Origin of the sequence: Streptomyces sp. NPDC021562, assembly GCF_040640875.1 — a bacterium.
Lineage (GTDB): Bacteria > Actinomycetota > Actinomycetes > Streptomycetales > Streptomycetaceae > Streptomyces.
This window is the reverse complement of sequence record NZ_JBFACN010000009.1, coordinates 199,754-221,407: the sequence shown is the minus strand read 5'-3', so window position 1 is coordinate 221,407 and position 21,654 is coordinate 199,754. Positions and strand designations below refer to the sequence as shown.

Genomic DNA, 21,654 nt, shown 5'->3' with positions numbered 1-21,654 from the left:
TGAAACTGTCAACGCCCGGCGCGCAGGCCGACGACCGCGCCCTTGAACGCGAGGCTGCGGGAGGCCGCCTCGAGGATGTCCAGCACCCGCAGGCCCGCCCGGCCGTCGGTCAGCGCGGGCCGGCCCTGGGCGATCGCCGCGCCGAACTCGTCGACCATGCTGCGGAGCGCTTCCTTCTCGCCGATCGCGGGCGCGACCATGTCCCCCGAGCGGTAGGAGACGAGCATGTCCCGGCGTTCGTCCGCGCCGATCTCCTGCGGCGAGGCGAGGTCCACGCCCCGGTCGAAGATCGCCACGCGCTGGGCGGGGTTGAGGTCGTCCCAGATCAGGGTGCGCTTGGAGCCGCCGACCATGGTGGTGCGCACCTTGGTCGGGGAGAGCCAGTTGACGTGCACGTGGGCGATGGCGCCGGTGCTGAGCTGGAGGGTGAGGTAGGCGACGCAGGCCTGTCCGGCGCCGATCGGGTCGGCGCCGTGGGCGGCGACGGCGACCGGTTCGACGCCCGCGGGGAGGATGAAGTCGAGGATCGACAGGTCGTGCGGGGCGAGGTCCCACAGCACGTCGATGTCCTTCTGGACGAGCCCGAGGTTGATGCGGACCGAGTCGACGAAGTGGATCTCGCCGAGTTCACCGGAGCGCACCAGTTCGCGGATCCGGCCGACGGCGGGGGTGTAGCAGTAGGTGTGGTCGCACATCAGGGTGAGGCCGCGTTCCTCGGCCTCGGTGACCAGGCGGAGCCCGTCGGCGTAGGTCGCCGCGAGCGGCTTCTCCACGAGGACGTGCTTGCCGGCGCGCAGCGCGGCGAGGGCGATGTCGAGGTGGGTGCCGGCGGGCGTGGCCACGGCGACGGCGGCGACGGAGGGGTCGGCGAGGACGGCCGTGTAGTCCGCGGTGGCCTCGACCGTCGAGTAGCCGCCGAGGACCCGCCGGGCCCGGTCCACGTCGAGGTCGCACAGCCAGCGCAGCCGGAACCCTTCGGCGGCCTGGAAGTTGCGTACCAGGTTGGGGCCCCAGTAACCGGCCCCCACGACCGCGACCCCGAGCGGCTCCTGCGTCACGTTCTCCCTCTTCCTCTGGTTCATCAGTAGGCCCCCGTTCCGCGCACCACCACGGCCCCGGTGCGGGCCAGGATCGACAGGTCGAGGCCCATCGACCAGTTGTCCACGTATCCGAGATCGAGCCGGACCGCCTCGTCCCAGGGCAGGTCTGAGCGGCCGCTGACCTGCCACAGTCCGGTGAGGCCGGGTTTCACCAGCAGCCGGCGTTTGATGTCCGGCGTGTACTCCTCGACCTCCTCGGGCAGGGGTGGCCGGGGGCCGACGAGCGACATGTGGCCCTTGACGACGTTGACGAGCTGCGGGAGTTCGTCGAGCGAGCTGCGGCGCAGGAAGGAGCCGACCCGGGTGATCCGGGGGTCCTCCTTCACCTTGAACAGCAGGCCGTCGCTGTTCTGGTTGAGGTGTTCGAGCTCGGCGCGCAGGGCCTCCGAGTCGGGCCGCATCGTGCGGAACTTCAGCATGGTGAAGTGGTCGCCGTAGCGGCCGACCCGCTGCTGCCGGAACAGCGCGGGACCGGCGCTGTCCAGCCGCACGACCAGCGCGATCAGGAGCATCGGCAGGGCGAGGAGCAACAGGAGCAGCGCCGCGAGGAAACGATCCAGCAGTTCCTTGGGCAGCCGCGCGGCCCGGGAGAGGTTCGGCGGCTTGATCCGCATCAGCGGCACCCCGTTGGTGGGGCGCACCGCCAGCCGGGCCGCGGACACGTCGGTCAGCACGGGGGCCAGCAGGAAGTCGACGCCCTGCACGGCGGCGGTCCACGTCATCCGGCGCAGCACGGAGGCGTCCAGTTCGGGCGCGGGCAGCACCACCACCGTGTTGATGCCCAGGGCGCGGACGACGTCGTTCATGCCGTCGAGCCCGCCGAGCGCGGGAAGCCCCAGCCTGCGGATCTCCCGGGCGTTCTCGGGATCGGTCAGACAGACTCCGGCGGCCCGCAGGCGCGGGGTGCCGCCGCGTGCCAGCACTCCGACCAGCTCCACGACACCGCTGGACGGGCCGACCAGCAGCGTCGCGCTGCCGTCCGGGTCGCGGGCCCAGCGGCGGTGCAGCCGACGGCGCAGCGAGTACCGGATCGCGAGGGCGATCAGCGCGGCCGGCAGCGCGGCCATGATCATGTCATGAAGGAGATCCGAGTCCCGGGTGAACAGCCCGTACCCGGCGGCCGCGAGCGCCGGCAGCGCGACGGCGCCCCGGACCACCCGCCGGTACTCCTCGGTCCCCAGACCCAGGGCACTGCGATCGTAGGAACGGTGCACCAGCATCGCCACGATCCAGGTCGGCGGCAGCACCAGGGCCACCGCCCAGCGACCGTAGGCCGCGTGGATCAGGAAGGCCGCGGCGGCGGCCGCGAGGCCGTCCGCGACCAGCAGGACGATGCGGTACTTCCGTTCCCGACGTCTTCGGCGGCCGAGTGGACTTCTGCGTTCCACGGCCGATTGCTCATGCGTGACCTCAATGGTCATGCGCCCCCCACCACATGCGCGGCTAACCCTGACCGAAGTGCCCTGGACACAGCGACACTGGAAAGCGGGAGCCTCAGCGATTCCCCAACCGCCTCATGCCCCCGGCATGCTGGTACGTACTGGTTGTCGTGATGGTTCAGATCCGTTCAACCGCCGGTCCGTGACGTACAGTCAAGAACGAGTTCCCCACCCAAACCGGTCCGGCGGCCATCAATCTAGACCACGGGGCGCAGTGTCGGGAACAGTTGGACGAAACACATGTCGCAATAGTGACGCCGACGGCATACTGCCCCCGTGACCAGCATCGTGATCCCGGCCCACAACGAGGCCCGAGTCATCGGCCGGCTCCTCGACTCGCTGTTGGCCGATTCCCCACCCGGAGGGACCGGGGACCGCGCGGACGACCCCGACATCGTGGTCGTGTGCAACGGCTGCACGGACGAGACCGCGAAGATCGCGGCCGCCCGCGGCCCGCGGGTCCGGGTGGTGGAGATTCCCGTGCCCTCCAAGCACGCCGCGATGCGGGCGGGCGACGACCACGCGCGCGGCTTCCCGCGCCTGTACGTGGACGCCGACGTGGTGATCACGGGTGCCGACGTCCGGGCGCTCGCCGAACCCCTGGAGGACGGCACGTCCGGCGTCCTCGCCACCGCACCGGACCGGCGCATTCCGCTGGCCTCCTGCGCCTGGCGGGTGCGTGCCTACTACCAGGTGTGGCAGCGGCTGCCCGCCGTGCGCGAAGGACTCTTCGGCCGGGGCGTGATCGCGGTCTCCAGGGCCGGGCACGCCCGGATCGCCGCGCTGCCGCCGCTGATGGCGGACGACCTGGCCGCCTCCCTCGCGTTCACCCCCGGGGAACGGCGCGTGGTCGACACGGCCGCCGTGGTGATCCAACCGCCCCGCACCTGGCGGGATCTGATGAGACGGCGGGTGCGGGCGGCGGTGTCCACCGCCCAGGTCGAGCAGCACCGCGGACCGGACGGGGCCTCGGCGCGCACCGGCAAAGCCGACCTGAAAGCGATCCTCCGCCGGGAGCCGCGGCTCCTGGTGCCCGTCGTGGTCTTCGTCGCGGCGGCGGTCGCCGCCCGGCGCAGGGCGTCGAAGGCGATCCGGGCCCAGGACTTCGGGACCTGGCTGCGCGACGACAGCAGCCGGCAGAACTGATCGCACCGCACCTGGAGTCGCCCCCTTGTACCTCACCGACCGCTCGCAGCCCGTCCAGGACGGCCCGGACCAGGACCGAAGACGCGGGCCGGGGCGACGCGTCGCCCCGGTCGTCCTCGTCCTGGGCACGGTCAGCCTGATCACCGACGTCTCCTCCGAGATGGTCACCGCCGTCCTGCCGCTCTACCTCGTCACCACGCTCGGCTTCAGCCCCCTGGGGTTCGGCACCCTCGACGGCGTGTACAACGGTGTCAGCGCGCTGGTCCAGCTCACCGGCGGCCACCTGGCCGACCGCGTCCGCGACCACAAACTGCTGGCCGGCATCGGGTACGGGCTGTCCGCGCTGTGCAAACCGCTCCTGCTGTTCGCCGGGGGCATCGGCAGCCTCGGCGCGGTCCTCGCCCTGGAACGGACCGGCAAGGGCCTGCGCACCGCCCCGCGCGACGCGATGATCTCCCTGTCCACCCCTGCCGCGAACCAGGGCCGGGCCTTCGGCGTGCACCGCGCGATGGACACCACCGGTGCGATGCTCGGCCCACTGGCCGCCTTCCTCATCCTGCGCGCCGCGGCCGACGGGTACGACGCGGTGTTCGGGGTCAGCGCCTGTGTCGCGGTGCTCGGCGTGCTCGTGCTCGTGCTGTTCGTGCCGGGGAAGGGGAAGAGCTCGGGGGCCGAAGAGGAGGCCGCAGCCGCCGGGCCGCCCGTCCGGGGCGGCGAGGCGGACGGGCCCGCTCGGCCGCCCGTCCGGGTGCGGGAAGCGCTGGCCCTGCTGCGGCTGCCGCGGCTGCGCGCCCTCGCCGGGTGCGCCGCGCTGCTCGGGCTGACCACCGTCAGCGACGCCTTCGTCTATCTGCTCGTCCAGCGGCGGGCCGGGATCGGCGAGGAGTGGTTCCCGCTGCTGCCGCTCGGTACCGCCGTGGTGTTCCTGCTGCTGGCCGTGCCCGTCGGCGCGCTCGCCGACCGCGTGGGACGGCGCACGGTCTTCCTCGCCGGACACGCGTTGCTGCTCACCGCCTACGTCCTGCTGCTGTGGGCCCCGGCCACCGCGGCCCTCGTCCCGCTCGTCCTCGGCCTGCACGGCACGTTCTACGCGGCGACCGACGGGGTGCTCCCGGCCGCCCTCACCGGTCTCGTGCCCGAGCACCTGCGCGCCAGTGGCCTCGCCATCGTCGGCACCAGCCAGGCGCTGGCCCGGTTCTGCTGCTCGCTGGCCTTCGGCGCCGCCTGGACGGTGTGGGGCGACGGCCCGGCACTGGCCGGCTCGGCGGCCGGCCTGCTGTGCTGCGCGGCCGTCGCGGGCCTCGTGCTGCGCCCCGCCGGAGGCAACCGATGACCACCACCGCCACACCGAACGCCACGGGGAACCAGGGGAACCGGATGACATCCACGCGCCGCCGTCTGCTCGTACTCGTCGCGGCGGTCCTGGTGCTCGCCGGCGTGGGCACCGGCGCGGTCCTGCACGCCGCCGCGCGCGCCGACCGGGCGGACCGGCCGGGCGCCGGCGACCCCACGGTCCGCGCGGGCAGCCTGACGCTCGGCCGGCCGGACCGCCTGCTGTTCGTCAACGCGGCCGCGGGCCCGCACCGCACCGCGGTCGCCTCGGTCCCCGCGGCCGACCCCGGGGGCAGCAGGACCGCCTCCGGCCTGAAGTGCGCGCGCTTCTACGCGGCGGCCGGCACCGGGATCTGCCTCCAGTCCAACCCCGGCGTCCTGCGGCAGAGCAACCGCGCCCTGCTCCTGGACGCCGACCTGCGCACCGAGCGCACCTTCCCGCTGGCGGGCACTCCCAGCCGGGCCCGGGTCTCGCCCAGCGGCCGCTTCGTCGCCTGGACCGTCTTCGTCTCCGGCGAGTCCTACGCGTCCGCCTTCTTCTCCACCCGGACCTCGGTCCTGGACACCCGCACCATGACGCTCACGCCGAGCCTGGAGACGTTCTCCGTCATCAAGGACGGCAAGCCCTACCACGCCGCGGACGTCAACTTCTGGGGCGTCACCTTCGCGACCGACGACGACACCTTCTACGCCACGCTCAACACCGCGAACAAGACCTACCTGGTGCGCGGTTCGCTGTCCCGGCGTACGGTCACCACGCTGACCGAGAACGTGGAGTGCCCCTCGCTCTCCCCGGACGGCACCCGGATCGCCTTCAAGAAGCGGGTGCTGTCCCGTACCGACCTCTGGCACGAGTACGTGCTCGACCTGAAGACCCTGCGCGAGACGCCGCTCGCCGAGCGCCACAGCGTCGACGACCAGGCCACCTGGCTCGACGACCACACCGTGGCGTACGCCCTGCCGAGCGACGGCGACGTGCGGAGCACCGACCTGTGGAGCGTCCCCGCCGACGGCACCGGCGCGCCCCGCCTCCTGATCCCGGACGCCTCCTCACCGGCCCCGCTGTAGCGCCCGGGGAGGCTGTGCGCGGCCTGCCGCTTTCCCCTCGCCCGGCCCGCCCGTACGCTCTGGCCATGGACGATGCGTCGATGGTGGGGCTGATGGGGCGGGTCACCGGGACGGTGGGGCCCGGGCTCGTCGGCGAGGTGATCGTGCGGGTCCGCGGGGGCGCCGAGCACTTCCTCGCGTACGCCGCCGACGGCACCGGCCGGTTCGAGCGCGGCACGGTGGTGATGGTGGTCGAGTACCTGCCGCCGAGGACGGTCTACGTCACGCCCGCATACGACAGTTGAGCAGGTGTAGCCCCAGGTGAGGGGCGTGTGCGTCAAGATTGCAACAAGGATTCGCCGACGTCTTCACCCGGTGCCCGCGCGGGCGCACACTCCCTTCGTTCGGTGCCGAAAGGGCACCATGCAAAGGGGGCGTATGCCGATGGTTGTCGGCGTCGTTGCGGGTGCGGCGGTTCTCGCCGTGCTCGTGTTGATCGGTCTGTTCAAGATGATGTGGCGGGTGGCCGAGCCGAACGAGGCGCTCATCATCTCCGGTTCGAAGCACCGGACCGAGGGCCTCGAAGAGGGCATGGGGTTCCGCATCGTCACGGGGCGCGGCACGCTGGTGCTGCCGGGCGTGCAGGCCGTGCGCAAGCTCTCTCTCGACCTGAACGAGACCGAGTTGTCGGTGGACTGCGTGACCATGCAGGGCATTCCGCTGAAAGTACGCGGGGTGGTCATCTTCAAGGTCGGCGACGACTTCGTGTCGATCGCCAACGCGGGCCGTCGTTTCCTGGACCAGCAGAAGATGATGTCGGAGCGGGTGCACAACGTGTTCGCCGGTCATCTGCGGTCCATCGTGGGCGGGTTGACGGTCGAGGACATGATCCGCGACCGGGACAAGCTCACCGGGCAGACCCGGGCCGCCTGCGGCACGGAGATGGAGAAGCTGGGTCTCATCGTGGACTCCCTGCAGATCCATGAGATCGAGGACCCGACGGGGTACATCCGGAATTTGGCGATGCCGCACGCGGCGGCCGTGCAGCGGGACGCGCGGATCGCCCAGGCGGAGGCGAACCGGCTCGCCACCGAGGCGGAGCAGCAGTCGTTCGCCCGGATGGCGGAGGCGACCCGGGACAGCGAGATCCTCCAGGCCGGCTACCAGGCGGAACGGGACAAGGCGGCGGCCCAGGCCCGCCAGGCCGGTCCGCTCGCCGACGCGGCCGCCCGGCAGGAGGTCGTCGTCCAGGAGACGCGGGTCGCCGAACTGGAGGCGCACCGGCGGGAGCAGCAGCTCCAGGCGGACGTCCGCAAGCCGGCCGACGCCAAGGCCTACGAGAAGCGGACGCTTGCCGAGGCCGAGCGTGACGCGCGTATCTCGGCGGCGCAGGCCAAGGCGAAGGAGACGGAACTGGCGGCGGCGGCCGAGGCGACCCGGGTCAAGGCGGCCGCGGGCGCCGAGGCCGAGGCGACCAAGTCCCGTGGTGCGGCGAGCGCGGCGGCGACCCGGGCCACCGGTGAGGCCGAGGCGGCCGCCGCACAGGCCAGGGGTCTGGCGGACGCCGAGGCGACCAGGGCCAAGGGGCTCGCCGAGGCGGAGGCCATCAAGGCACGCGCCGCCGCCCTCGCGGAGAACCAGGAGGCGGTCGTCGCCCAGCAACTCGCCGAGAACTGGCCCGAGATCGTCAAGGCCGGGGCGTCCGCCTTCGGCAACGTCGACAACATGGTGCTGCTCAACGGGGCCGACGGGATGGCCGAGATGTTCGCCAAGGCGCTCACGATGGGCGGCACGGGGCTCGGCCTGGCCCGCCAGCTCCTCGCGTCGATGAACCAGAACGGGCAGACGCCGAACGGGACTTCGCCGGTCCTGAACGGGGTGACGTCCCCGAAGTCACAGCAGGTGCCGTTGGAGCCGGACGCCGGGTGACGGGTCGGCCGACGGTGACAGGTCGGCCGACGACGACGATGCGCCCTCCGGCCGGTCCGGGGGCGCACCGTCTTGCCGGACGGACCGCCGAGCCGAGCGCACCCTCGCGCCGGACGCACCCTCGCGCCCGGGCCCGCCGTCGTGCCGGACGCACCCTCGCGCCGGGGCACACGGTCTTGCCCGGGCGCGCCGTCTTGCCCGGGCGCGCCCTCGTGCCGGGGCCGCCCCGTGGCGCGCCCGGGACCGCGCCGTCCGCCCCCTTCACTCCCGTGCGTTGAGGCGCTCCAGCAGCCCCAGCAGCGTCGCGCGTTCCGCTGTGGACAGCCCGGCGAAGCAGTCGGCGAGCACCTCCGCGGCCACCGCGTGCCCTGCCTGGAGCATCCGGGCGCCCTCCGGGGTCAGATGGTGCTGGATCCGCCGCCCGTGGCCCGGCCGCCGCTCCACCAGGCCCTGCGCGACCAGCCGGCCCGCCAGCGTGCCGAAGGCCTGCTCGCTCTGGAAGGTGGCCGCCGCCAGCTCCCGCGCGGAGGCACCCGGTGTCCGGTCCATGGCACGCAGCGCGTCCCACTGCGCGAGGGTGGTCCCGACGGCCGTGAGCGCGCTGTCCAGGGCCCGGTGCTGCCGGTACTGGGCCTGCTTCACCGCTCTTCCGAGAACCTGCAGGTCATCATGCATGGCTCCAGCATAACCGATGACTAAGCTTGTTTAAATAAACATCCTTAGTTAGAGTTCTCGGCATGACGACGAACCGCATCGCCCATGTCTGCCCCGACCTCCCCCTCTCCCTCACCGAGGCCGGCTCCGGCCGCCCGGTCCTGGTCCTGCACGGCGGCGGCGGACCCGCCACCGTCGCCGGTCTCGCGGCCCGCCTCGCAGAGTCGGCCCACACCGTCACCCCGGTCCACCCCGGCTGGGACGGCACGCCCCGCCCGGACTGGCTGACCCGCCTCGACGACCTCGCCGTCGCCTACCTGCACCTGCTCCAGGACAACGAGTGGAGTGACGTCCTGGTCATCGGCTCCTCACTGGGCGGCCATCTCGCCGCGGAGATGGCGATACGCGACACCGGCGGCCTGATCACCGGCCTCGTCCTGATCAACGCGGTCGGCGCCGACATCGCCGGCGAACAGGTCACGGACTTCTTCGCGCTGGACCCCCGCGCCCAGGCCGAGCACTCCTGGCACGACCCGGACCGCTTCTACGTCGACCCGGCCGGTCTCCCCGCCGCCGAACTCGCCCGCCGCCAGGCGAACATGGCCACCATGCGGCTGCTCACGGACGGCGGCCGGATGACCGACCCGAGGCTGCTCCCCCGGCTGGGGCGGGCACGGCAGCCCGCGCTGGTGATCTGGGGCGAGAGCGACCGAATCGTCACCCCCGCGTACGGAGCCGCCTACGCGAAGGCCTTCCCGCAGGGCCGGTTCGAGCCGATCCCCGAGGCCGGTCACCTTCCGCACCTCGAACGCCCCGACGTGACGGCGGAATTGATCGAGGAGGAGCTGCGCCGCACCGCCACCCCGCCGGTCACCGGGGGGCTGAGGCCGCTTTAGGGTGCCCTCGTGACTGCGTACATCGACGAAGAGAACGTCCCCGGCCGTTACGGCCCCACCGCGACCACCGAGGCCGACCCGAAGGAGGTCGGCGCGGTGCGCACCGAGTACTCCCCCGCCCACGACGGCGACCCCGATCCCGGTGAGATCGTGTGGACCTGGGTGCCCTTCGAGGAGAACGACGGGCGGGGCAAGGACCGGCCGGTCCTGGTCGTCGCCCGGGAGGCGGGCGGCACGCTGCTCGCCGTGCAGCTGTCCAGCAAGCGGCACGACGACGACCGCGAGTGGGTGGCGATCGGCAGCGGCCCCTGGGACCGCTCCGGCCGCGACTCCTGGGTGGCCGTGGACCGCGTGCTGCGGCTGCACGAGGACGGGATGCGCCGGGAGGCCTGCGCCCTGGACCGCGGCCGCTTCAACCTCGTACGCAACCGGCTGCACGAGCGCTACGGCTGGAGCTGAACCGGACCGGTGCGGCCGGCCGCACCGGATCCGCTCAGTCCTCCGCCGCCCCGAACGCCTCGGCGAAGGCGGCCCGGACGCGAGATCCCGGCGCGCGGTCGAGGATGCCGAACACCACGTGCCCGAAGGTCCGCGCGAACCGCCTTCCGGGCCCCAGCAGCCCCTGGAAGGCTCCCGCGACCTGCGCGGGGTCGTTCTGGAAGACCCCGCAGCCCCAGGCTCCGAGGACCAGTCGCCGGTAACCCTGCGCGGCGGCCACCTCCAGCACCCGCTCGGCGCGGACGGCGAGGGCGCCGGGCACCTCGCCGACGCGCTCCGGGGCGGTACGGCGGATCACCCCCGCGTTGGGCGCGGCGGCCGTGAGGAAACCCGCCCGGTAGGGCTCGGCGAGCAGCGCGCCGCGGTCGTCGCGGAAGACCGGGACGGCCGGGGAGTGGATCACCCGGTCCGAGTAGAACGGGTCGCGGTGGGCGCGGTGGTGGTCGTAGAAGGCGCGGGCCTGCAACTGGCAGGCGTACAGCGCGGAGCCACGGCACAGGGCCTCCTCCTGCGCCTGTGCGCCGTTCAGGTAACCGCCGCCCGGATTGCGGGCCGAGGCGAAGTTCAGGACGGCCACCGGGGCGTCGGCCAGCCGGCGGGCGGCCTCCAGGCTGCTCTCACCGGTGACCTCGAAGACGGTGTCCGTGTCGTCGGCGGCGACGACCGGCACGGGCTCGGGGCCGTACAGACGCGTCCCGGCCCGGGCGGCCGCGATGTCGGCCGCCAGCAGGACCTCCCGGCCGTCCGGCGCCCGGTAGGCCCCGGCCGCCACGATCCCCTCGGTCTCCCGAGCGATCCCGCGCAGGCGCGCGCTCATGGCGCCACCCCCGTGGACGCCATGACCGCGACCCGCGCGGTCTCTCCCGTCGTGCTCATACCCGCATCCTGGGTGATCCTGGGGATGCCGTGCAACGGAGTTTTCCGGGCCCGAAACACCCGGAAACGGCCGGAAACACTGGATGAAACGGAGGTTACCGATCTCGAACCTGCCGTTTGGCACCCTTGTGCGAATCGGCGCGGAGGTCTTGGGTGGGATGGACGATGCCGTCCCGAGCCACCCACGGCCGGGCCGGTGGCATGGTGGAATCTCAGGAGGATCCCGACATGTCCGACTCAATATCCGACGGCGGCGACTGTACCGGCGGCTCGGTGAGGACCGACTTCTCGGACGACCGCACCGCTGTCACCGAGGCCGAGGTGGAGGCCCTGGTCAAGGGCATCTGCTTCAAGACGGGTCCGCCCCGCACCCTCGGGGTCGAAGTGGAATGGCTGGTCCACGAGCTGCGGCAGCCGCAGCTCCCGGTGACACCCGAACGACTCGAAGCGGCCTACGCCGCACTGCGCACGGTACCCCTGGGCTCGGCGCTCACCGTCGAACCCGGCGGCCAGCTGGAGCTGAGCTCGCCGCCCGCCGCCTCCCTGATGGAGTGCATCGGTACCGTCTCCGCCGACCTGGACGCCGTCCGAGCGGTCCTGGCCCGCCAGGGCCTCGGCCTGGTGGGCGTCGGTCACGATCCCTGGCACACCCCCCGCCGCTTCCTGCGCGAACCGCGCTACGACGCGATGGAGGCATGCCTGGACCGCACCGGCACGGCGGGCCGCCACATGATGTGCGCCTCGGCCTCCGTGCAGGTCTGCCTGGACGCCGGCCACGAGGAGCCCGGTCCGCTGGGCCACGCGCGCCGCTGGTGGCTGGCCCATCAGCTGGGCCCGGTGCTGGTCGCCGCGTTCGCCAACAGTCCGCTGGTCGGGCACCGGCCCACCGGCTGGGTCTCCACCCGGCAGCTGCTGTGGATGGAGATCGGCGCGGGCCGCGCGGGCGCGCCCCCGCTGGACGGTGACCCGCGAGCGGCGTGGGCCCGGCACGTCCTCGACGCGCCGGTGATGTGCGTACGACGGGACGGCGGTCCGTGGGAGGTGCCCGAGGGCCTCACCTTCCGGGCGTGGACCCGGTCGGGGACGCCCACCAGGGAGGATCTCGCGTACCACCTGACGACGCTGTTCCCGCCGGTGCGACCGCGCGGCCACCTGGAACTGCGGATGATCGACGCGCAACCCGGCGACGACGGCTGGATCGTGCCGCTGGCGGTGACGGCGGCGCTGTTCGACGACCCGGAGGCCGCCGAGACCGCGTACCGGACGGTGAAGCCGCTGGCCGAGCGGGCCCGGTCGCGCCCGGCCCCGCACAACCCGCTGTGGCTGGACGCGGCCCGCACCGGGCTCGGCGACCCGGAACTGCGGGAGGCGGCCGCCGGCTGCTTCACGGCGGCGCTGCGGGCCCTGCCGCGGCTGGGCGCGACCCCCGAGGTCGTGGCCGCCGTCCAGGAGCACCGGGACCGGTACGTCCTGCGGGGCCGCTGCCCGGCCGACGACCTGCTGGACCGACTGCGCGGCACGGCGGGTCGCGCCCACGAGAGGGAAATCAGCGCATGACCGAGACCGAGACGGACATCGATATCGAGACCCTGCGGGACCGGGCGCTGCAGTCCCTGACCACGGCCCGGGCCCGCACCTCGCTCCTCACCGACTGCGTCGAGGAACCCGACCTGACCGCCCAGCACTCCCCGTTGATGTCCCCGCTGGTCTGGGACCTCGCGCACATCGGCAACCAGGAGGAGCTCTGGCTGCTGCGCAACGTCGGCGGCCGGGAGGCGATGCGCCCCGAGATCGACCGTCTGTACGACGCCTTCGAGCACCCGCGGTCCGAGCGGCCCTCGCTGCCGCTGCTCCCGCCCGCCGAGGCCCGGCGGTACGCGGCGGAGGTGCGCGGCCGGGCGCTCGACCTGCTGGAGCGGGCGGCGTTCGGTGACAGCCGGCTGACCGAGGCGGGCTTCGCCTTCGGGATGATCGCGCAGCACGAACAGCAGCACGACGAGACCATGCTGATCACGCATCAGCTGCGCAAGGGCCCACCGGCCCTGACCGCGCCCGACCCCGACCCGGTGCCGCCGTTCACCGGACCGGCCGAAGTCCTGGTGCCCGGCGGTCCGTTCACCATGGGCACCTCCACCGAGCCCTGGGCGCTGGACAACGAACGCCCGGCGCACCGGCGGGAGGTGGCGCCCTTCTGGATCGACACCACCCCCACCACCAACGCCCAGTACCTGGCGTTCATCGAGGACGGCGGCTACGAGCACGAGCGCTGGTGGACCCCCGAGGGCTGGGCGCACGTCCGGGAACACGGCATCCACGCACCTCTGTTCTGGCGGCGCGAGGACGGCCGGTGGCTGCGCCGCCGGTTCGGGGTCACGGAACTCGTGCCGCCCCAGGAGCCGGTGCTGCACGTGAGCTGGTACGAGGCGGACGCCTACGCCCGTTGGGCCGGCCGCCGGCTGCCCACCGAGGCCGAGTGGGAGAAGGCGGCCCGGTACGACCCGGTGGAGAACCGTTCGCGCCGCTACCCGTGGGGCGACGCCGACCCCACCCCGGTCCACGCCAACCTGGGCCAGCGGCATCTGCGGCCCGCTCCGGCGGGCAGCTACCCCGAAGGGGAGTCGCCGCTGGGGGTGCGGCAGTTGATCGGCGACGTGTGGGAGTGGACGTCGAGCGACCTGCTCCCCTACCCCGGCTTCAGCGCCTTCCCGTACAAGGAGTACTCGGAGGTGTTCTTCGGGCCCGAGTACAAGGTGCTGCGCGGCGGCTCGTTCGCCGTGGACCAGGTGGCCTGCCGGGGCACGTTCCGCAACTGGGACTACCCGATCCGGCGGCAGATCTTCTCCGGTTTCCGCACCGCCCGCACCGCGGAGACGGCCTGATGTGCCGTCACCTCGCCTGTCTGGGCCCCGAGGAGCCGCTCGGCCGGCTCCTCGTGGAGCCCGCGCACTCCCTGTACCGCCAGTCGTGGGCACCGCGGCGGCAGCGGTACGGGACGGTCAACGCCGACGGTTTCGGGGTGGGCTGGTACGCCCCGGAGGATCCGCAGCCGGCCCGCTACCGGCGGGCCGGGCCGATCTGGGCCGACCAGTCCTTCGCCGACCTGGCCAGGGTGGTGCGCGCCGGTGCGCTGCTCGCCGCCGTCCGGGACGCGACCCTGGCCGGTGCCGACGCGGAGGCCGCGGCGGCGCCGTTCGCCGCGGGCCGCTGGCTGTTCAGCCACAACGGAGCGGTCCCGGGCTGGCCGCGGTCCCTGGCCCCCCTCGTCCCGCTGCTGCCCCCGGCCGACGTGCTGGCGCTGGAGGCGCGGACCGACTCGGCGTTCGTCTGGGCGCTGGCCCTGCACCGGCTGCGGTCCGGCACGGAGCCGGGCCCGGCCCTTGCCGAAACGGTTCTCCAGGTGGCCGGGGCCGCGCCCGCCGCCCGCCTCAACCTCCTGCTCACGGACGGCGAGACCATCGCCGCCACCGCCTGGGGCGACAGCCTCTTCTACCTCTCGGAACCCGGCCACCGCACCGTCGTCGCCTCCGAGCCGTACGACGACGACCCGCACTGGCGGGAGGTCCCCGACCGCACGCTGCTCACCGCGAGCCGCGACGGCGTCGAACTCGCGCCGGTCGAGCCCGCCCCGGCGGAGTCCGCCCAGGTCGAGGACCCGGCCTCCGCATCCCCGAAGGAGCCCTGTACGTGAGTCCCCTCCGTGTCACCCGCACCCTTCCCGAGGACGCGACGGACGCCGCGCTGCGCGCCGACGTCCTGAACGGCCTCACCGCCACCCCCAAGACGCTGCCGCCGAAGTGGTTCTACGACGCCCGGGGCAGCGAACTCTTCGAGCAGATCACCGAGTTGCCCGAGTACTACCCAACCAGGGCCGAGCGGGAGATCCTGCTCACCCGCTCGGGCGAGATCGCCGCCGCGAGCGGTGCCCGCACCCTGGTCGAGCTGGGCTCGGGCTCCTCCGAGAAGACCCGGCTGCTCATCGACGCGCTCACCGACCTCGAGGTGTACGTCCCGGTCGACGTCAGCGAGAGCGCGCTGACGCAGGCCGGTCAGGCCCTCGTCGCGGAGCGGCCGGACCTGACCGTGCACGCCCTGATCGCCGACTTCACCGGCCGGATGGAGCTGCCCGAGGCGCCGGGGCCGCGGCTGCTGGCGTTCCTCGGCGGCACCATCGGCAACCTGCTGCCCGCCGAGCGGGCCGCCTTCCTGGCCTCGGTCCGGGGGCTGCTCGCGCCCGGTGACGCCCTGCTGCTCGGCACCGACCTGGTCAAGGACGAGGACGTGCTGGTCCGGGCGTACGACGACGCGGCCGGGGTGACGGCCGAGTTCAACAAGAACGTGCTGGCCGTCGTGGACCGGGAGCTGGACGCCGACTTCGACCCGGCCGCCTTCGACCACGTCGCCCTGTGGGACGCCGGGCAGGAGTGGATCGAGATGCGGCTGCGCTCGCGCGTGGCACAGACCGTGAAGGTGCCCGCGCTCGATCTCGCCGTCGATTTCGCGGCGGGCGAGGAGATGCGCACCGAGGTGTCGGCGAAGTTCCGGCGGGACGGGGTGACCGCCGAACTGGCGGCCGCGGGAATGGAGCTGGCCCACTGGTGGACCGACGCGCAGGGCCGCTTCGCGCTGTCGCTGAGCGTCGTCCGCTGAGTCGGCCGGCGTGCGCTCCGCCGGCGACAGGTCACCCGAAGTCCGGTGCGAGCAGCTCGGTGATCCGCCGGGAGGCGCGGCGGGCCTCGGTCGTGGGGTCCGCGCCGTCGAGCACCCTGGTCATGTAGCCCTTGATCGGGTTGTCGGCCTCGACCGCCGGCCAGTCCGGGGTGTGGGGGGTCGCGCGTCCCCGCGCGGCCCCCGCCGCCATGGCGGCGACCCCCGGCTCCCCCGCGACCGCACCGGCCAGCGTGGTCTTGTTGGGCACGTAGTTCATGGTGCGGGCCAGTTCGGTGTCCCACTTGGCCCCGGTCAGCGCGCCGACGACGGCGGTCGCGTCGTAGGGCCGGTCGGTGTTCTGCGGTACGACGAGGTCCGAGCCGCCGGTGAAGACGGCACCGGGGTGCTCGGCGGTGAGCCCCGGCACCGGGAAGTAACCGATCTCGTCCTTGAGTTCGGGGTTCTCCTGGACGACGGACTGCACGAGGCCGGGCACCGCGACGATCTGCGCGACCTTGCCGCCCGCGAACACCGACGCCTGCGGCGGGTGTTCCTCGTCGGCGTCGACGGGACCCCGGCCGAGTGCCTGGAGCCGCCGGTAGAAGTCCATCCCGCGCAGCGCGGCCGGACTGTCCAGGGCCCCCTTCCAGCCGGCGTCGGTCTGTCTGGCGAGGTCGCCGCCCTCGTCCCAGACGAACCCGGAGAGGGTGTACCAGTCCTGTCCGGCCAGGTATATCCCCTGGTTCCCGCCGGAGTTCAGTCTCCCGGTGTCGGCCAGCCACTGGGCCCGGGTCTTCGGCGGGGAGGTGATGCCCGCCTTGGCGAACAGGTCCTTGCGGTAGATGACCACGCGGTTCGCGGCGTACCAGGGGATGCCGTACTGGCGGGAGTCGTCGCTGCCGGGTTCGGCGAGTCCGGGGAGCCAGTGCTCCTTGCCCCAGTCGCGCATCGACTCCAGCGTCAGGTCGGTGAGCCGGCCGTCCTCGACGTACCCGGGTACCTGCGTGTTGCCGACCTCGATGACGTCGGGGCCGTCGCCGGAGCGGTCCTTCAGCGCGGCCTGGACCCTGGCGACGATCCCGGTCCACTGCTGGACGCGGATGTCGAGCCGGATGTCCCTGTGGGTGTGTTCGAAGTCGGCGGTGAACCGGCGCAGGAAGTCCTGCGAGGCGCTGTTCTGCATCAGCCACACCGTCACGGTGTGCTGTCCGCCCCCGCTGCCCGGCAGCACTCCACAGGCGCTCAGCAGGGCGGCGGACACACAGACGAGGGCGAGCGGGCGGCGACGTCTCACTGCGGGGGTCCTGTTCGGTCTTGGTGGACGGCGAAGGGGCCCGGCGTGGGGGAACGAGCAGAGGCGCCCGTACGGGTGTACGGGATTTTGGTATGGACCAATGCGGAGGGTCAAGGGCTGTCAGCTGTTCGGAAGCGATGTCTCGCGTTCCGCTTCCGCGTGCGGCACGGTGGAGTGACGACGAGAGGAGCTTCCCGATGACGAACCACACCTACCGGGTCACCGAGATCGTCGGCACCTCGCACGAAGGCCTCGACCAGGCCATCCGCAACGGTGTCGCCCGCGCCGGCCAGACCCTGCGCAACCTGGACTGGTTCGAGGTGACGCAGGTCAGGGGCCAGATCGAGAACGGGCAGATCGAGCACTACCAGGTGGGCCTGAAGGTGGGCTTCCGCATCGACGACGGGGACTGAGGCGCGGCCGGCTCAGGTCCGCCCCTCCGCCTCCTGGGCCTGCTCCAGCGCGGCCGAGCGGTCGGCCCAGCGGGCCCGCACGACGGTGAACCCGGCCCGTTCGGCGTCGTCGCAGACCAGCTCGTCGTCATCGACCAGGACCCGGATCTCCCGGCGTTCGGCGAGACGGCGCAGGATCTCCAGCTTGGTGTGCCGGGCGGGCCTGCGGTCGGCGTTGCGCCGCATGTGCACCCGGCCCTCGGGCAGCCCGTGGGCGGCGAGCCAGTCCAGCGTGTCGCGGCGGCAGCGCTCGGGCCTGCCGGTGAGATAGACGATCTCGCACTCCGCCGCGTTCGCCACGGCCAGCGCGATCCCCTCGGCGAGCGGCGGATCGTGCGGCGCGGCCGCGAAGAACGCGTCCCAGTCCCGGGGTCTGCGCTCCAGGAACCGCTGCCGGTGCGCGGTGTCGGCGAGGGTGTTGTCGATGTCGAACACGGCGACCGGCCGCTTGCTGCTCTCTGTCACGGGGCAACCCTAGAACGGCGCGCCGCCCCGGCGGGCGTCCGGCAGACGGACGGGAATCCTGCGGCCGCCCGGGTGTTGAACCCTCTGTGAACGCAGTCATCGCCCGGACCCGGTTCTCCGTCCTCGACCGCTCGCGCACCCGGGAGGGGCACACGCCCGGCGAGGCGCTGCGGGACACCGTGGCGCTGGCCCGGGAGGTGGAGGCCCTCGGGTACCACCGCTTCTGGGTGTCGGAGCACCACGGTGTGCCCGGGGTCGCCGGTTCGGCGCCGACGGTGCTGGCCGCCGCCGTGGCCGGCGCGACCCGGACCGTGCGGGTGGGCACCGGCGGCGTCATGCTGCCCAACCACCGGCCCCTGGTCGTGGCCGAGCAGTTCGGGGTGCTGGAGTCGTTGTTTCCGGGCCGGATCGACATGGGCCTCGGCCGGTCCGTGGGCTTCACCGACGGGGTGCGCAGGGCGCTGGGCCGCGACAAGGGCGACGCCGAGGACTTCGCGGCGCAACTCGCCGAGCTGCTCGGCTGGTTCGAGGGGACCTCACCGACCGGTGTGCGGGCCCGTCCCGCGCAGGGGCTGCGGGTGCCGCCGTTCGTGCTGGCGATGGGCGAGGGCGCGGACGTCGCGGCCCGCGCCGGGCTCCCCCTGGTCATCGGTGACCTGCGCGACCGGGACAGGATGCGCCGCGGCATCGACCACTACCGCGACCGCTTCCGCCCCTCCCCCTGGGCCGCCGAGCCGTACGTCATGATCTCGGGAACAGTCGCCGTCGCCGGCACCGCCGAGGCCGCCCGCCGACTGCTGGTGCCGGAGGCCTGGTCGATGGCGTACGCACGCACCCACGGCACCTTCCCCCCGCTGCCGCCGGCCGACGCCGTGGCGGCACGGCCCATGACCGCCAGGGAACGCGGCTTCTACGAGTCCGGGCTCACCGGCCACATCGCCGGGACGGCGGACCAGGTGGGGCACGAGCTGGAGACCGTCCTGAAGGAGACCGCCGCGGACGAGGTACTGGTCACCACCAGCACGTACGACCGCACGGCCCTCCTGGACTCCTACCGGCTGCTGGCCGCGCTCGTGCATTCCCGGACGGCCGCGGCCCGTCCGGACGGGCGGACCGGCACAGGCATACCGGGCCCGCACGGGGACACCCGCCGAGATGCGGACCCGGCCCGGGCCGGTGACGCTGGGGAAGTAAGCCGCAATCAGTGAGGAGGGCTGCCATGTCCATGCTGGACAAGCTCAAGGGGATGCTCAAGGGCCACGAGGACCAGGCCAAACGGGGCGTCGACAAGGGCGGTGACATGATCGACCAGCGGACCGGGAACAAGTACCAGTCCCAGGTCGACATGGCCCAGAAGCAGGCCGACGACTACCTCGACCGGAGCCGTGACCAGGGCAACCCGCCTCCGCAGTAGGCACCGCGCGGGCTACGATCGCCGGGTTTGCCCCCGCGCCGACACGGAGTCCCACGCCCGATGCAGAGCCCCCATGATCCCTTCGTCCGCGTCCGTGGCGCCCGTGAGCACAACCTCAAGGGCGTCGACGTGGACGTGCCCCGGGACGTGCTGGCCGTCTTCACCGGCGTGTCCGGCTCGGGGAAGTCGTCCCTGGCCTTCGGCACGATCTACGCCGAGGCCCAGCGGCGCTACTTCGAGTCGGTCGCGCCGTACGCGCGCCGGCTGATCCACCAGGTCGGGGCGCCCCGGGTCGCCGAGATCAGCGGGCTGCCGCCGGCGGTCTCGCTCCAGCAGCGCCGCTCCGCCCCCACCTCCCGGTCCTCGGTCGGCACGGTCACCAACCTCTCCAACTCCCTGCGGATGCTGTTCTCCCGCGCCGGCGCGTATCCGCCGGGCGCCGAACGGCTCGATTCCGACGCGTTCTCCCCGAACACGGCGATCGGTGCCTGCCCGGAGTGCCAGGGTCTGGGACGGGTGCACCGGACGACCGAACAGTCACTGGTCCCCGATCCCTCGCTGTCGATCCGCGAGGGCGCGATCGCCGCCTGGCCCGGCGCGTGGCAGGGCAAGAACCTGCGGGACATCCTGGACGCGCTCGGCCACGACGTGGACCGGCCCTGGCGCGAACTGCCCGCCGCGCAGCGGGAGTGGATCCTCTTCACCGACGAGCAGCCCGTGGTCACCGTGCACCCGGTGCGGGACGCCGACCGTATCCAACGCCCCTACCAGGGCACCTACATGAGCGCCCGCCGGTATGTGCTGAAGACCTTCGCGGACTCCAGGAGCCCCGCCCTGCGGGCGAGGGCGGAGCGGTTCCTGACCAGTGCGCCCTGCCCGGTGTGCGGGGGCAGCAGGCTGCGTCCGGAGGCACTCGCGGTGACCTTCGGCGGCCGTACCATCGCCGAACTCGTCGCGTTGCCGCTGACCGAACTCGCCGGACTCCTCGGCTCGGCGGGCGGTTCGGAGACCGTCCGGGTGCTCACCGGTGACCTCACCTCCCGGATCGCACCGGTCGTCGAGCTGGGCCTCGGCTACCTGAGCCTGGACCGGGCGACGCCCACCCTCTCGGCGGGCGAGCTCCAGCGCCTGCGCCTGGCCACGCAGCTGCGCTCCGGGCTCTTCGGTGTCGTGTACGTCCTGGACGAGCCGTCGGCCGGGCTGCACCCGGCGGACACCGAGGCGCTGCTCACGGTCCTCGAACGGCTCAAGTCGGCCGGGAACTCGGTGTTCGTGGTGGAGCACCACCTGGACGTGATGCGCGGGGCCGACTGGCTGGTGGACGTGGGCCCGCGCGCCGGGGAGCACGGCGGGGAGGTGCTGCACAGCGGGCCGGTGGCGGAGCTGGCGAAGGTCGCCGGGTCGGCCACGGCACGCCACCTCTTCGACGAGTCCCCCGTGCCGCCGCGCAGGCCCCGGCCCGCGAGGGGCTCGCTGCGGATCGGGCCGGTCACCCGGCACAACCTGCGCGCGGTCACCGCCGAGTTCCCGCTCGGCGTCCTCACCGCGGTCACCGGGGTCTCCGGGTCCGGCAAGTCGACGCTGATCGGCGAGATCACCGAGGAACCCAGCGGCGTCGGCCGGCTGGTGTCGGTCGACCAGAAGCCGATCGGCCGCACCCCGCGCTCCAACCTGGCCACCTACACGGGTCTGTTCGACGTCGTACGGAAGGTGTTCGCCGCCACCGACCAGGCGGTGCGGCGCGGTTACGGCGTGGGACGGTTCTCCTTCAACGTCGCGGGCGGCCGCTGCGAGACCTGCCAGGGCGAGGGCTTCGTCAGCGTGGAGCTGCTGTTCCTGCCGAGCACCTACACACCCTGCCCGGACTGCGGCGGGGCCCGCTACAACCCGGAGACGCTCCAGGTGTCGTACCGGGGCCGGAACATCGCCGAAGTGCTGGACCTGACGGTGGAGAGCGCCGCGGAGTTCTTCGCGGACACCCCCGCCGTGGCGCGCAGCCTGGCCGCCCTGCTCGACGTGGGGCTCGGCTATCTGCGACTGGGGCAGCCCGCCACGGAACTGTCCGGCGGCGAGGCGCAACGCATCAAACTGGCCACCGAGTTGCAGCGCGGGCGGCGCGGTCACACCCTCTATCTCCTGGACGAGCCGACGACGGGACTGCATCCGGCCGACGTCAAGGTGCTGATGCGGCAGCTGCACGGGCTTGCCGACGCCGGGCACACCGTCGTGGTCGTGGAGCACGACATGTCCGTGGTCGCGGGCGCCGACTGGGTGATCGACCTGGGGCCGGGCGGCGGCGACCGGGGCGGCCGGATCGTGGCGGCGGGCCCGCCGGCCGAGGTGGCGCGGGCCGAGGGCAGCGTCACGGCTCCCTATCTCTCCCGCGTCCTCGTCCGGTGACCCCCGCACCCGCGTCCGGCCGTACCGCAGGTGCGGGCGGCTGGCGTCCCGGAGCCCGCCCACCG

The 21,654-nt window shown here is 73.1% G+C and carries 21 protein-coding genes; 15 read left to right on the top strand and 6 right to left on the bottom strand.

Annotation, left to right across the window (positions count from 1 at the left end; translation table 11 throughout):
• Positions 1-8: 8 nt before the first annotated feature.
• Both AB0G52_RS16585 and AB0G52_RS16580 read right to left on the bottom strand, forming a co-directional pair.
• The gene (locus AB0G52_RS16585) at positions 9-1,058 is read right to left on the bottom strand and encodes a Gfo/Idh/MocA family oxidoreductase (protein WP_361337006.1); all 1,050 of its coding nucleotides are present in this window, start codon (positions 1,056-1,058) and stop codon (positions 9-11) included.
• A 23-nt stretch (positions 1,059-1,081) separates the two neighbouring features.
• Positions 1,082-2,521, bottom strand: coding sequence for an exopolysaccharide biosynthesis polyprenyl glycosylphosphotransferase (locus tag AB0G52_RS16580; protein ID WP_132888026.1), 1,440 nt, complete (start codon positions 2,519-2,521; stop codon positions 1,082-1,084).
• Between the two features lie 294 nt (positions 2,522-2,815).
• Between AB0G52_RS16580 and AB0G52_RS16575 the strand changes: the two genes are divergently transcribed.
• From AB0G52_RS16575 to AB0G52_RS16555, 5 genes are all read left to right on the top strand, one after another.
• Positions 2,816-3,685, top strand: coding sequence for a glycosyltransferase (locus AB0G52_RS16575; RefSeq protein ID WP_132888025.1), 870 nt, complete (start codon positions 2,816-2,818; stop codon positions 3,683-3,685).
• Positions 3,686-3,710: 25 nt separating this feature from the next.
• Positions 3,711-5,018 carry an MFS transporter gene (locus AB0G52_RS16570; RefSeq protein WP_132888024.1) on the top strand — a complete coding sequence of 436 codons (1,308 nt, stop codon included), beginning with the start codon at positions 3,711-3,713 and terminating at the stop codon, positions 5,016-5,018.
• Positions 5,019-5,062: 44 nt separating this feature from the next.
• On the top strand, positions 5,063-6,085 hold the full coding sequence (locus AB0G52_RS16565; protein ID WP_132888023.1) for a PD40 domain-containing protein: 1,023 nt from the start codon (positions 5,063-5,065) through the stop codon (positions 6,083-6,085).
• Between the two features lie 65 nt (positions 6,086-6,150).
• A complete protein-coding gene (locus AB0G52_RS16560; protein ID WP_206306337.1) occupies positions 6,151-6,369 on the top strand; it encodes a hypothetical protein in 219 nt (72 codons plus the stop codon).
• Between the two features lie 133 nt (positions 6,370-6,502).
• Positions 6,503-7,993: a flotillin family protein gene (locus AB0G52_RS16555; RefSeq protein ID WP_132888022.1), complete on the top strand. Its 1,491-nt coding sequence runs from the start codon at positions 6,503-6,505 to the stop codon at positions 7,991-7,993.
• A gap of 261 nt (positions 7,994-8,254) precedes the next feature.
• Here AB0G52_RS16555 and AB0G52_RS16550 read toward each other — a convergent pair whose 3' ends face one another.
• Positions 8,255-8,668, bottom strand: coding sequence for a MarR family winged helix-turn-helix transcriptional regulator (locus AB0G52_RS16550; RefSeq protein WP_132888021.1), 414 nt, complete (start codon positions 8,666-8,668; stop codon positions 8,255-8,257).
• Between the two features lie 62 nt (positions 8,669-8,730).
• On the opposite strand from AB0G52_RS16550, the gene AB0G52_RS16545 reads away from it, so the two are divergent.
• Together AB0G52_RS16545 and AB0G52_RS16540 are read left to right on the top strand one after the other, a co-directional pair.
• Positions 8,731-9,543 (top strand): alpha/beta hydrolase, encoded by an 813-nt coding sequence (locus AB0G52_RS16545; protein ID WP_361337002.1) that lies wholly within the window; start codon positions 8,731-8,733, stop codon positions 9,541-9,543.
• Between the two features lie 9 nt (positions 9,544-9,552).
• Positions 9,553-10,002: a type II toxin-antitoxin system PemK/MazF family toxin gene (locus tag AB0G52_RS16540; RefSeq protein WP_132888019.1), complete on the top strand. Its 450-nt coding sequence runs from the start codon at positions 9,553-9,555 to the stop codon at positions 10,000-10,002.
• A 34-nt stretch (positions 10,003-10,036) separates the two neighbouring features.
• On the opposite strand, the gene AB0G52_RS16535 is transcribed toward AB0G52_RS16540, so the two are convergent.
• Positions 10,037-10,858, bottom strand: a complete 822-nt coding sequence (locus AB0G52_RS16535; RefSeq protein ID WP_165939299.1) for a TIGR02452 family protein — start codon at positions 10,856-10,858, stop codon at positions 10,037-10,039.
• A gap of 287 nt (positions 10,859-11,145) precedes the next feature.
• Here AB0G52_RS16535 and egtA point away from each other — a divergent pair, with 287 nt between their 5' ends.
• The 4 genes from egtA to egtD are packed head-to-tail and all read left to right on the top strand — an operon-like array spanning position 11,146 to position 15,564.
• Positions 11,146-12,474, top strand: coding sequence for an ergothioneine biosynthesis glutamate--cysteine ligase EgtA (egtA, locus tag AB0G52_RS16530; RefSeq protein WP_132888018.1), 1,329 nt, complete (start codon positions 11,146-11,148; stop codon positions 12,472-12,474).
• Positions 12,471-13,796, top strand: coding sequence for an ergothioneine biosynthesis protein EgtB (gene egtB / locus AB0G52_RS16525; protein ID WP_132888017.1), 1,326 nt, complete (start codon positions 12,471-12,473; stop codon positions 13,794-13,796). Before egtA ends, egtB begins: the two co-directional genes overlap by 4 nt.
• Positions 13,796-14,605 carry an ergothioneine biosynthesis protein EgtC gene (egtC, locus tag AB0G52_RS16520; RefSeq protein WP_132888016.1) on the top strand — a complete coding sequence of 270 codons (810 nt, stop codon included), beginning with the start codon at positions 13,796-13,798 and terminating at the stop codon, positions 14,603-14,605. The genes egtB and egtC overlap by 1 nt, the downstream gene beginning before the upstream one ends.
• Entirely contained in the window at positions 14,602-15,564 is a 963-nt protein-coding gene (gene egtD / locus AB0G52_RS16515) for an L-histidine N(alpha)-methyltransferase (RefSeq protein WP_132888015.1), read from the top strand. Before egtC ends, egtD begins: the two co-directional genes overlap by 4 nt.
• A gap of 31 nt (positions 15,565-15,595) precedes the next feature.
• On the opposite strand, the gene AB0G52_RS16510 is transcribed toward egtD, so the two are convergent.
• A complete protein-coding gene (locus AB0G52_RS16510; protein WP_361336998.1) occupies positions 15,596-16,858 on the bottom strand; it encodes an extracellular solute-binding protein in 1,263 nt (420 codons plus the stop codon).
• Between the two features lie 197 nt (positions 16,859-17,055).
• Between AB0G52_RS16510 and AB0G52_RS16505 the strand changes: the two genes are divergently transcribed.
• Entirely contained in the window at positions 17,056-17,271 is a 216-nt protein-coding gene (locus AB0G52_RS16505) for a dodecin (RefSeq protein WP_132888014.1), read from the top strand.
• Between the two features lie 12 nt (positions 17,272-17,283).
• Here AB0G52_RS16505 and AB0G52_RS16500 read toward each other — a convergent pair whose 3' ends face one another.
• Positions 17,284-17,775, bottom strand: a complete 492-nt coding sequence (locus tag AB0G52_RS16500) for a hypothetical protein (protein WP_132888013.1) — start codon at positions 17,773-17,775, stop codon at positions 17,284-17,286.
• Positions 17,776-17,861: 86 nt separating this feature from the next.
• On the opposite strand from AB0G52_RS16500, the gene AB0G52_RS16495 reads away from it, so the two are divergent.
• Genes AB0G52_RS16495 through AB0G52_RS16485 form a run of 3 tightly spaced genes read left to right on the top strand, consistent with a single transcriptional unit; the run spans position 17,862 to position 21,589 of the window.
• Positions 17,862-18,983, top strand: coding sequence for an LLM class flavin-dependent oxidoreductase (locus AB0G52_RS16495; protein ID WP_132888012.1), 1,122 nt, complete (start codon positions 17,862-17,864; stop codon positions 18,981-18,983).
• Positions 18,984-18,994: 11 nt separating this feature from the next.
• The gene (locus tag AB0G52_RS16490) at positions 18,995-19,189 is read left to right on the top strand and encodes an antitoxin (RefSeq protein WP_132888011.1); all 195 of its coding nucleotides are present in this window, start codon (positions 18,995-18,997) and stop codon (positions 19,187-19,189) included.
• Positions 19,190-19,249: 60 nt separating this feature from the next.
• On the top strand, positions 19,250-21,589 hold the full coding sequence (locus AB0G52_RS16485; protein WP_132888010.1) for an excinuclease ABC subunit UvrA: 2,340 nt from the start codon (positions 19,250-19,252) through the stop codon (positions 21,587-21,589).
• The last annotated feature ends 65 nt before the right edge of the window (positions 21,590-21,654 follow it).